The 13,169-nt window shown below is 73.7% G+C and carries 1 protein-coding gene; it reads left to right on the plus strand.

The features are described from left to right. Positions 1-192 precede the first annotated feature (192 nt). Positions 193-13,169: amino acid adenylation domain-containing protein (locus tag ACWD11_RS33625; protein WP_451287675.1), on the plus strand; the 12,977-nt coding region annotated here is incomplete at its 3' end.

Genomic DNA, 13,169 nt, shown 5'->3' on the forward strand with positions numbered 1-13,169 from the left:
ATCGGCTCGATATCAGGCCTCTGAGCTGTGGTTATCCATCACCGATAACCATGTTGACCGTCTCTTGGAAACCTTGCTAGCGTCCCCGTTCGTCTTTGTTTTGACGACGTCTCACCAGCGCCTCGATGACTTTCCGCGCGGCGCGGCACGGAAAAGGCCGGGGTTTTCCGGCGGATGATTGTGAGGAGACAGGTGTCCGAGCTCCCGACCCTTCGGCACGAGCTGACGGCCGCCCAGCGCGAGGTGTGGCTGGGCCAGCAGCTGGACCCCGAGGGCACCAGCTACAAGACCGGTTCCTGCCTGGAGATCGACGGCCCGCTGGACCACGCCGTGCTGACCGAGGCGCTGCGGCGCACGCTGGCCGAGACGGAGACGCTGTGCTCCCGCTTCCTCACCGACGAGCAGGGGGAGCCGTACCGGGAGCACTGCCCGGACACCCCGGTGCGGCTGCCGCACTTCGATCTGACCGGGCACGCGGACCCCGAGGCGGAGGCGATCGCCTGGATGGAGCGCGACCGGGCCACGCCGGTCGCGCTGGACCAGCCGGACATCAGCCGCCACGCGCTGTTCACGCTGGCGCCCGGCCGGCACATGTACTACCTGGGCGTCCATCACATCGTGCTGGACGGCACCAGCATGACGCTGTTCTACGAGCGGCTCGCCGAGGTCTACCGGGCGCTGACGCGAGGTGATCAGGTCCCGGAGCACTCCTTCGGCAGCATGGACCGGATGGCCGCCGACGAGGTGGCCTACCAGGAGTCGGCGCGGCACGAGCGCGACCGGGCGTACTGGACCGGGCTGTTCGCCGACCGTCCCGAGCCGGTCCGGCTCACCGGGCGCGTGAGCCCGCACGCCCTGGCCGGGACGCTGGCCAGCGTGCGGCTGGGGCCGGAGCGCACCGGGGTGCTGGAGGAGACGGCGCAGGCGGCCGGCTCCTCCTGGGCTCGGGTGGTGATCGCGTCGGTGGCGGCGTTCCTGCACCGGATGACGGGCGCCCGGGACGTCGTGGTGTCGGTCCCGGTCACCGGCCGGTACGGCGCCAACGCCCGGACGACGCCGAACATGGTCTCCAACCAGCTGCCGTTGCGTCTGACCGTCGACCCGGAGGCGAGCTTCGCCACCCTGCTCGACGAGGTCTCCGCGACCCTGCGCGGCCTGATGGCGCACAGCCGCTATCGGGGCGAGGAGCTGGGCCGCGAACTCGGAGTGCGGGGCGGCGCCGGGGTGTTCGGGCCGACCGTGAACGTCCTGCCGTACACCCGGCCGGTCGACTTCGGCGGTCCCCTCGGCCTGATGCGCAGCCTCGGGTCCGGCCCCACCACGGACCTGAACTTCGTGCTGACCGGCACCCCCGAGTCGGGCCTCCGGGTCGACTTCGAGGGCAATCCGCAGGTGTACGGCCACCCAGAACTGGCGGATCTTCAGGACCGCTTCGTCCGGCTGATGGAGGACCTCGCCGGCCACCCCGAGCGGCCGGTCGGCCGGTCCGCGGTGCTCACCGCCGAGGAGCGGCGCCGCGTCCTTGAGGAGTGGAACGACACCGGCCGGGAGATACCGGACGACACCCTCACCGCGCTGCTGGACCGGCAGGCGGCCCGCACCCCGAACGCGGAGGCCCTGACGTACGAGGGGACCTCCCTGACCTACGCCGAACTGCACGCCCGCGCCGATCAGCTCGCCGCGAAGCTGGCCGAACGCGGCGCGGGGCCCGAGACGTTCGTGGCCGTCGCGCTGCCCCGCTCGGTGGAACTGGTCGTCGCCCTGCTCGCCGTACTCAAGGCGGGCGCCGCGTACGTGCCCGTGGACCCGGGGTACCCGGCGGACCGTATCGCCACCGTCCTGCACGACGCGGACGCGATGCTGGTGCTGACCGGCCGGGACACCGAGGACCGGCTGCCCGCGGACGGCACTCCGCGGCTGCTGCTGGACGGACCGGACGCGCCCGGCACGCCCGCCGTCGCTCCGGCCCCGGACCTCGACCCGCGCCACCCCGCGTACGCCATCTTCACCTCGGGCTCCACCGGCCGCCCCAAGGGCGTGGTCGTCCCCCACCGGGCGATCGTGAACCGGCTGGCCTGGATGCAGGACACCTACCGGCTCGGCCCCGACGACCGGGTGCTGCAGAAGACCCCGTCGGGCTTCGACGTGTCGGTGTGGGAGTTCTTCTGGCCGCTGCTGACGGGCGCCACGCTGGTGGTCGCCCGGCCCGACGGCCACCTCGACCCGGCCTATCTGGCCGAGACGATCCGGCGCGAGCGGATCACCATCGCGCACTTCGTGCCCTCGATGCTCGACGTGTTCCTGCGCGAGCCGTCCGCCGGAGCGCTGTCCGGGATGCGCCGCGTGTTCTCCAGCGGTGAGGCGCTCCCTGCCGAACTTCGTGCGCGTTTCCAGGCGTTGACCGATGTTCCGCTGCACAACCTGTACGGTCCGACGGAGGCCGCCGTCGACGTCACCTACTGGCCGTGCGCCGAGGACACCGGCTCGCGGCCGGTGCCGATCGGCCGCCCGGTGTGGAACACCCGGATGTACGTGCTGGACTCCGCCCTGCGCCCGGTGCCCTCCGGGGTGCCCGGCGAGCTGTACATCGCCGGTGTCCAGCTCGCCCGCGGCTACCTGGGCCGCCCCGGCCTGAGCGCCGAGCGGTTCACCGCCGACCCGCACGGCACGCCCGGCAGCCGCATGTACCGCACCGGAGACCTGGCGCGCTGGAACCGCGACGGCAGCCTCGACTACCTCGGCCGCGCCGACCAGCAGGTCAAGCTGCGCGGCTTCCGCATCGAACTCGGCGAGATCGAGGCGGCCCTGACCCGGCAGCCGGAGGTCGCCCAGGCCGCCGTGCTCCTGCGCGAGGACCGGCCCGGCGACCAGCGCCTGGTCGCCTATGTCGTCCCGGCCGGGGAAGAGGGACCCGACGCGGACTCCCTGGCGGCGCGGCTGCGCGAGCTGCTCACCGACTACATGATCCCCTCGGCGTTCCTCACGCTCCCGGACCTGCCGTTGACCCCGAACGGCAAGCTGGACCGCAGGGCCCTGCCCGTCCCCGAGGCCCCCGAGCGCGGCGCGGGCCGGGCACCGCGCACCCCGCGCGAGGAGTTGCTGTGTACGCTCTTCGCCGAGGTCCTCGGCGTCGAGGCGGTCGGCATCGACGACAGCTTCTTCGACCTGGGCGGCCACTCGCTGCTCGCCACCCGGCTGATCAGCCGCATCCGCACCGCCCTGGGCGTCGAGGTGCCGATCCAGCGGGTGTTCGAGTCTCCGACGGTGGCGACCCTGTCCCGCGCCCTGGACGGCGAGGGCCGGGCGCGTACGGCCGTGACGGCCCAGCGGCGTCCCGAGCGGCTGCCGCTGTCCTTCGCGCAGCAACGGCTGTGGTTCCTGCACCAGTTCGAGGGGCCGTCACCGCTGTACAACATCCCGGCCGCGCTGCGGCTGACCGGTCCGGTGGACGCCGTAGCGCTCGAAACGGCGCTCGGGGACGTGGTCGCCCGGCACGAGAGCCTGCGCACCGTCTACGCCGAAGATGAGCACGGCCCTCACCAGGTCGTCCTGCCCGCGTCCGCCGCGGCGGTCCGCCTGGAGCGCACCGACACCGACACCGCGCACCTGGACAAGGAGATCTCCCGGGTCGCCCGTACCCCGTTCGACCTCGCCCGTGACCTCCCGCTGCGCGCCGCCCTGCTGCGCACGGCCCCGGACGAGCACGTGCTGATGCTGGTGCTGCACCACATCGCCGGCGACGGCTGGTCCCTCGAGCCGCTCGCCCGCGACCTGGGCACCGCCTACGGCGCCCGGCTGGCGGGGGCGGCCCCCGACTGGGCCCCGCTGCCGGTGCAGTACGCGGACTACACCCTGTGGCAGCAGACGCTCCTGGGCGCCGACGGGGACCCGGAGAGCGAGGGCGCCCGGCAGCTCGCGCACTGGCGGCGGGTCCTGGGCGGGCTCCCGGAGCGGCTGGAGCTGCCCGCCGACCGGCCGCACCCGGCCCGCCGCGACAACACCGGCGACCGGATCGACCTCACAGTGCCCGCCGAACTGCACCGGCAGCTCGCCGAGTTGGCCGCCGAGAGCCGCGCCAGCGTGTTCATGGTGCTCCAGGCCGCGCTGGCCGCGCTGCTGACCCGGCTCGGCGCCGGTGAGGACGTGCCGCTCGGCTCCACCATCGCCGGACGCACCGACGCGGCCGTGGAGAACCTCGTCGGCTTCTTCGTCAACACGCTGGTGCTGCGCACCGACACCAGCGGCGACCCGGCCTTCCGCACCCTGCTCGACCGGGTCCGCGACACCGACCTGGCCGCCTACGCGCACCAGGACCTGCCGTTCGAGCGGCTGGTGGAGGCCGTCAACCCGGACCGGGGCGCCGGGCACCATCCGCTGTTCCAGGTCATGCTGACCTTCGACACCACCCAGCAGGACGCCCTGGGCGAGCTGGGCCGGCTGCCCGGTCTGCGCACCGAACTGGTCCCCGTGCACACCGGACTGTCCAAGTTCGACCTGGCGTTCGCCTTCGACGAGCGCCGGGACGCCGACGGCGGTCCCGCGGGCATCGACCTCGCCGTGGAGTTCAGCACGGAGCTGTTCGACGCCACCACCGCGCGCTCGACGGCCGAGCGGCTGCTGCGGCTGCTCGCGCAGGCCGTCGCCGACCCGGGCCGGCGGCTGGGCGACCTGGACGTGCTGGTGCCGGGCGAGCACCGGACGCTGCTGGTGGACACCAACCGGCCGGACGCCCGGACCCCGGCGCCGCGGGCGACGCTGCCGGAGCTCTTCGAACAGCAGGCGGCCCGGCACCCGGACCGCCCGGCGCTCACCTTCGAGGGCACCTCGCTGACCTACGCCCGGCTCAACGCGCAGGCCAATCAGCTGGCCCGGCTGCTCGTCGAGCGCGGTGTCGGCCCCGACGACCTGGTCGCGCTGGCGCTGCCGCGCTCGGCGGAACTGGTCGTCGCACTGCTCGCGGTGGTCAAGTCCGGTGCCGCCTATGTACCGCTCGACCCCGGCTACCCGGCCGACCGGCTGGCCCACGCCCTGTCCGACGCGGCTCCCGTCATGCTGCTGACCACCGAGGAGGCGGCGGCCCGGCTGCCCGCCCACGAGGTGCCGACGATCGTTCTGGGCGCGGGCGAGGCGGACGGGTACGCCCCGGACGACCTCCGGGAGGGCGAGCGCGTCCGGCCGCTCGACGAGCAGGACACCGCGTACGTCATCTACACCTCGGGCTCCACCGGGCGGCCCAAGGGCGTCGCCGTGCCGCACCGCAATGTCGTGCGGCTGTTCTCGGCCACCGATCACTGGTTCGGCTTCGACGAGCGGGACGTGTGGACGCTCTTTCACAGCTACGCCTTCGACTTCTCCGTCTGGGAGCTGTGGGGCGCGCTGCTGCACGGCGGCCGGCTGGTCGTCGTACCGCACTCCGTGAGCCGCGACCCGGCCGCGTTCCTCGCCCTGCTGGAGCGCGAGCGGGTCACCGTGCTCAACCAGACGCCGTCGGCGTTCCACCAGCTGGCCGCCGCCGACCGCGAGCACACCCGCGAACTCACCCTGCGCTACGTGGTGTTCGGCGGCGAGGCACTGGATCTGACGCGGCTCGCCGACTGGTACGAGCGGCACGCCGACGACGCCCCGGTGCTGGTCAACATGTACGGCATCACCGAGACCACCGTGCACGTCTCCCACTTCCCGCTGGACCGGGCCACGGCCGCGGCCGCCTCGGCGAGCACCATCGGCGTCAACATCCCCGATCTGCGGGTGTACGTCCTGGACGCCCGGCTGCGGCCCGCGCCGCCGGGCGTCACCGGCGAGATGTACGTCGCCGGGGCGGGTCTCGCCCGCGGCTATCTGGGCCGCCCGGGGCTGACCGCCGACCGCTTCCCCGCCGACCCGTACGCCGCCCTGTTCGGCGAGCCGGGCGCCCGGATGTACCGCACCGGCGACCTGGCCCGGCGGCGCGCCGACGGCGGCCTGGACTACCTCGGCCGCGCCGACCACCAGGTCAAGATCCGCGGCTTCCGGATCGAACTCGGCGAGGTCGAGGCGGTGCTCGCCGCCCACCCCGCCGTCCGGGACGTCGCCGTGCGGCTGCGCGAGGACACCCCCGGCGACCGGCGGCTCGTCGCCTACGTGGTCACCGACGGGCACATGGCCGACCGGGCACTGCTCGACCACGCGGCGACCCGGCTGCCCGAGCACATGCTGCCCTCCGCGTTCGTCGCGCTGGACGCGCTGCCGCTGACGCCCAACGGCAAGCTGGACACCCGGGCGCTGCCCGCCCCCACCTACACGGCGGCCGCCGGACGCGCTCCCCGCGGCCCGCGCGAAGAGCTGCTGTGCGCCTTGTTCGCCGAGGTCCTCGCGGTCCCGCGGGTCACCGTCGACGACGGCTTCTTCGACCTGGGCGGCCACTCGCTGCTGGCCACCCGGCTCGCCGCCCGCATCCGCGCCGCGCTCGGTGTGGAGCTGTCGGTCCGACAGCTGTTCGACACGCCTACGGTGGCCGGTCTGTCAGCCGCCCTGGACGGTGCCGAGCACGCCCGGGAGCCGCTCACGGCCGGACCGCGCCCGGAGCGGCTGCCGCTGTCGTACGCCCAGCAGCGGCTGTGGTTCCTGCACCAGCTCGAGGGCCCCTCACCGACGTACAACATCACCGGAGCGCTGCGGCTGACCGGCGCGCTCGACACCGACGCGCTGCGGCGCGCCTTCGTCGATGTGATCGCCCGGCACGAGAGCCTGCGCACGGTCTTCGCGCAGGACGAGCGGGGTGCCCGGCAGATCGTGCTGGACGCCGCGGGCGTCCGCTTCCCGCTGCCGGTCGTCGAGACCACCGAGGCGGAGGTGGCGGACCGGCTGGAGCGGGCCGCCCGCCACTGCTTCGACCTGGAGCGCGACCTGCCCGTGCGGGCCGAGCTGTTCCGGGTGTCCGAGGCCGAGCACGTTCTGCTGCTGATGGTCCATCACATCGCGGGGGACGGCTGGTCGCTGGGCCCCCTGATGCGCGACCTGGCGACCGCGTACACCGCCCGGGCCGAGGGCACGCGGCCCGCCTGGGCTCCGCTGCCCGCGCAGTACGCCGACTTCGCGCTGTGGCAGCGCGCCTCGCTCGGCGACGCGGCGGACGCCACGACGCTCGCCGGGCGGCAACTCGCCCACTGGAAGCAGGCGTTGGACGGCCTTCCCGAACGGCTGGAGCTGCCCACCGACCGGCCCCGGCCGGCCGTCGCCACGCACCGGGGCGGCCGGATGCCGCTGGCCGTGCCCCCGGCGGTCCACCAGGCCGCCGTCGCCCTGGCAGGGGAGTCGCGGACCAGCCTGTTCATGGTCCTTCAGGCGGCCCTCGCCGCCCTGCTGTCCCGGATGGGCGCGGGCGACGACATCCCCGTCGGCACGCCGGTGGCGGGCCGCACCGACGACGCCCTCGACCAGCTCGTCGGCTTCTTCGTCAACACGCTGGTGCTGCGCACCGACACATCGGGCAACCCCACCTTCCGTGAACTCCTGGACCGCGTCCGGGAGACCGACCTGACCGCCTACGCCCATCAGGACCTGCCCTTCGAGCACCTCGTGGACGTGCTCGCGCCGGCCCGGTCGCTGTCCCACAACCCGCTGTTCCAGGTGCTGCTCAGCCTGGACACCACCCAGCAGAACGCCCTGGGCGCGCTGGCCGCGACCGGCCTCGGCGCGACCCCGCTGACGGTGGAGACCGGCGTCGCCAAGCTCGACCTGGCTCTCGAGCTCACCGAGCACCGGGACGCCGACGGGACCCCGGCGGGCCTCGTGGGCGCCGCCGAGTACAGCGCCGACCTGTTCGACGAGGAGACGGTCGGCGCCCTGGCCGACCGGTTCCTGCGCCTGCTGACCACCCTCGTCGCCGACCCCGACCGGCGCATCGGCGACGTCGAACTGCTCAGCGACGCCGAACGGCACCGGGTGCTGACCGAGTGGAACGACACCGCCCGCCCCGCCGAGGCCCTGACCTTCGCCGCCTATGTGGAACGGCACGCCGCCGAGGCGCCCGGGCGGCCCGCCGTCGAGTTCGCGGGCGAGGTCCTCGACTACGCCCAACTCAACGCGCGCGCCAACCGGCTGGCCCGCCGACTGCTCCACCTGGGCGCCGGGCCCGAGAAGTTCGTCGCCACCGCCCTGCCCCGCAGCACCGACCTGGTCGTCGCCGCCCTCGCCGCGTTCAAGGCGGGCGCCGCCTATCTGCCCGTCGACCCGGCCTATCCCGCCGAGCGGGTCGCCCATGTCCTCGCCGACGCCGCCCCGGTCGTGCTGCTGACCTCCGCCGCCGTCGCCACCGGCCTGCCCGAGAGCGGCGTACCGCGGCTGCTGCTGGACGACACCGGTACGGCCGAGGAACTGGCCGCACTGCCCGCGCACGACGTCACCGACGCCGAGCGTTCCGTCGCACTGCGCCCGCAGCACCCGGCGTACATGATCTACACCTCGGGCACGACGGGCCGCCCCAAGGGCGTGGTCGTCACCCACACCGGTCTGCCGGGCCTGCTGGACATCTTCGTCCGCGACTGCGCGGCCGGACCGGGCAGCAGGGTTCTCCAGCACCTCTCCCCCGGCTTCGACGCCGCCTTCTGGGAGCTGGCCATGGGCCTGCTCACCGGCGCCACCCTGATCGTCGCCCCGCAGGAGACCACCCCGGGCCCCGAGCTCGCCGCGCTGGCGACCCGGCACTCCGCGACCCATCTGAGCCTGACGCCCGGGGTGCTGGGCCTGATGGCCGAGGGATCCCTGCCCGACGACACCACCCTCGTGGTCGGCGCCGAGACGAGCCCGCCCGAGCTGGTGGAGCGCTGGTCCGCGGGCCGCACCCTGCTCAACTCCTACGGTCCCACCGAGACCACGGTCTGCTCCACGATGAGCCGTCCGCTCTCCGGCGCCGTCACGCCGCCGATCGGCTCCCCCGTCGCGGGCACGGCCGTCTACGTCCTGGACGCCTCGCTGCGCCCGGTCGCACCGGGTGTACCCGGCGAGCTCTACGCGGCCGGACCGCACCTGGCCCGCGGCTACCACGGCCGGCCCGCGCTCACCGCGGAACGGTTCGTCGCCGACCCGTTCGGCGCGCCGGGCTCCCGGCTGTACCGCACCGGTGACCTGGTGCGGTGGCTGCCGCACGGCGAGCTGGAGTATCTCGGCCGTGCCGACGACCAGGTCAAGATCCGCGGCCTGCGCATCGAGCCGACCGAGATCGAGGCGGTCCTCACCGAACGCGCCGAGCTGTCCCGGGCCGCCGTCGTCGTCCGCGAGGACCGCCCGGGCGACCGCCGCCTGGTGGCCTACGTCGTCCCGGAGCCGGGCCACGCCCCGGACGCCGCCCGGCTGCGCGCCGAGCTGCGCGAAACGCTGCCCGACCACATGATCCCGACGGCGTTCGTCGCCCTGGACGCGCTGCCGCTGACGATCAACGGCAAGCTGGACCGCAAGGCGCTGCCCGCCCCCGACTACTTCGCCCAGCGGTCCGGCCGCCTTCCGGCGACCGCTCGCGAGCGGCTGCTGTGCGACCTGTTCGCACAGACCCTCGGCGTTCAGGCCGTGGGCGCCGACGACGGCTTCTTCGACCTGGGCGGCGACAGCATCCTGTCCATCCAGCTCATCGGCCGGGCCCGCGCGGCCGGGCTCACGCTGTCGGTGCGGGACGTCTTCGAGCAGCAGACCCCGGCCCTGCTCGCCGGGACGGCCACCGAGGAAGCCGCAGGCGGAGACCGTCCGGCCGTCGTCTCCGGCTCGCCGTGGGGCACCGCGCCCGCGACACCGATGATGCGCTGGTTCGCCGAACTCGGTTCCGACGCAGCCCCGTTCGCCCAGTCGGTCGTCCTCACCACTCCGGCCGGCCTGGACCCCGACGCACTGCGCGCCGCCCTCGGCACCCTCCTCGACCACCATGACGCCCTGCGCCTGCGGGTCGCCGAGGACTGGACGGTCACCGTCCCGGAGCCCGGCTCGGTCGGCCCGGAGCTGAGCCTCTTCGACGCCTCCGGCCTGGACGAGCAGGCGCTGCGTGCCGCCGTGGCGGAACAGGCCCGTGCCGCACGCGAGAGGCTGTCCCCCGCCGGCGGCCGTATGCTCCAGGCCGTCTGGCTGGACCGCGGCCCCGGGCACGAGGGGCTCCTCGTCCTGGTCGCCAACCACCTGGTCGTCGACGGCGTCACCTGGCGCATCCTCCTGCCCGACCTGGTCACCGCCTACGAGGGCGGCGACCTGGCACCCACCGGAACCCCGTGGCGGCAGTGGGCGGACGCGCTCGCGCGGCTCGCCGAACACCCCGGCACCGAGGCCGAACTGGACCACTGGCGCACCGTGCTCGCCGACGCTCCGACCGCCCCTCGCCTGGACCGCACCCGCGACCTGCATGCCACGGCGGGCGAGCTCAGGGCCGAGCTCGACGCCGACACCACGCGCGAACTCCTCACCCGGGTCCCGGGCCTGTGCCGCGCCACGGTCAACGACGTGCTCCTGACGGCCTTCGCGGTCGCCGTCGCCGAGTGGCGGCGCGGGCGCGCCGAGGACCCGGACGCCCCGATCGTCGTCGACCTGGAGAGCCACGGCCGCCACGAGGACGCCGTGCCCGGCAGCGAACTCAGCCGCACCGCAGGCTGGTTCACCGCCATGTACCCCGTACGGCTCGCCGCGCCCCGCGCCGACGGCACCGACGCCCCGATGATCCGGGCGCTCAAGGCGGTCAAGGAGCAATTGCGCACGGTACCCGGCGACGGCCTCGGCCACGGCCTGCTGCGCCGGCTCAACCCGCGTACGCGGGACGTGCTCGCCGCGCTGCCCGAGCCGCAGTTCGGCTTCAACTACCTCGGCCGGCTCGGACAGGACGACACCGGCGGCTCGTGGCCGATCAACGGAGGCGACGTGGCCGGCATCGACGGTGCCATGCCGCTTGCCCACCCCGTCGATCTCAACGCCGTGGCCCTGGACACCGGTTCGGGCATCCGGCTGCGGGCGACCTGGACGTACGCGTCCGCGCTGCTCACCGACGAGGACGCCCGGCGGCTCTCCGACGCCTGGTTCCGGGCCCTGCGCGACCTCGTCGCGGAGACCGGCCGCCCCGGAGTGGCCGCACTGACGCCGTCGGACCTCGCCCACCCCGGGCTTGGGCAGGACGACATCGACCTCTTGGAGCAGGCCGTCCCCGGCCTCCAGGATGTGCTCCCCCTGGCCCCCCTCCAGGAGGGCTTCCTCTTCCTCAACCTCTACGACCAGGACGCCCGGGACGTCTACGTCGGCCAGATCTCCTTCGACCTGGAAGGCACCTTCGACGCGGCCCGGATGCGCTCGGCGGCCCATGCCCTGCTGCTGCGCCATCCCAACCTGCGCGCCGGTTTCCGGCAGACCGCCTCGGGCGCATGGGTGCAGACCGTCCCGGCCGACATCGAACCCGACTGGCGCGAGGTGGACCTGAGCGCACTGCCCACCGCCGAACGCTCCACCGCGTCCGACCGCCTCGCCACCGAGGACCGGGACCGCCGCTTCGACCTCACCCGACCCCCGCTGCTGCGACTCACCGCGGTACGCCTGTCCGCCGATCACGTCCGACTGGTGATGACGAACCATCACATCCTGCTCGACGGGTGGTCGTTGCCACTGCTCTGGCAGGAGCTCACCGCACTGTACGCCGCCGGCGACGCCTCCGCCCTGCCCCGGGTGCGCCCCTACCGCGACTACCTGGCCTGGCTGGGCGAGCGCGACCGGGACGCCGCCCGGGCAGCCTGGCAGCACTCCCTGTCCGGCCTGGAGGAAGGCTGCCTGCTCGCGCCGGGCGCGGGCGAGGTCGACGCGGCCCCGCTGAGCGTGCCGTTCGGCCTGGACGCGGTCGCGACCGAGGCGCTGACGGGGTGGGCGCGGGCGACGGGCGTGACCATGAACACCGTGGTGCAGGGCGCGTGGGCTCTGGCACTGGCCCAGGCCACCGGCCGGGACGACGTCGTGTTCGGCGCCACCGTCTCCGGCCGCCCGCCCGAGCTGAACGGCGTCGAGCGCATGATCGGCCTGTTCATCAACACCCTTCCCGTGCGGCTGCGCCTCGACCACTCCGAGACCCTCACCGGCCTCTTCCGCCGCCTCCAGCACGAACAGACCGCACTCCTCGACCACCAATGGCCGGGCCTCACCGACATCCAGACCTGGGCCGCACACCCCCAACTCTTCGACACCGCCATGGTGTTCCAGAACTACCCCGTCAGCGCCGACGCGACGAGCCTCGACCTCGACGGCCTGCGCGTCACCGGGTTCCACGCCGTGGAGCACACGGACTTCGTAGCCAACCTGGTCGCCCACACGCGGGACTCGGCACTGAGTCTGCGGCTCGACTACCGGGCCGATGTGTGCGAGGAGAGCCTGGCGCGAGACTTGACGGACCGGGTGGTGCGGGTGCTGGAGGCGCTGGTCGCCGATTCGACCCAGCTCGTGGGACGCCTGGAGACGCTCGAACCCTACGTGCGGGAACGGGTGTTGGTGGAGTGGAACGGGGTCGCCACCGAGCTGCCGGACGTGCCGCTGCATGAACTGGTCGCCCGGCAGGCAGAGGGTGCGCCGAATGCGGTGGCCCTGGTCTGCGACGGTCGTTCGCTCTCCTACGGTGAGTTGAACGGCCGTGCCAACCAGCTCGCGCGTTATCTGATCGCGCAGGGTGTGGGGGCCGAGCAGTTCGTGGCGGTGGCGCTGCCGAAGTCGCTGGACGCTGTGGTGGCCCTGCTCGCCGTGGTGAAGGCCGGGGCCGCCTATCTGCCGGTCGACCCGGAGTATCCGGCCGAGCGGATCGAGTACATGCTCGAAGACGCCGCGCCCGTGCTGACGCTCACCGAGCCGATACCTTACGAGGTGTATGCCGGGCAGTCGGCGGCCGAGGTCGACGACTCCGAGCGGCGGATGCCGTGGGCTCCGCGCCATGCCGCCTACATGATCTACACGTCCGGATCCACCGGACGGCCCAAGGGTGTGGTCATCGACCATCACGCGCTGGCCACCTACCTCCACCGGGCTCGTGGCGCGTACCCGGCGATGGCAGGCTCGACCGTGCTGCACTCTCCCCTCGCCTTCGACCTGACGATTACGGCGCTGTGGACCCCGTTGACCAGTGGCGGCACCGTCCAGCTGACCTCGCTGGAAGAGAGCAACAGCCAGCCGTCACTGGTCAAGGCCACGCCGAGCCA

This window comes from Streptomyces sp. NPDC002776 (assembly GCF_053592195.1).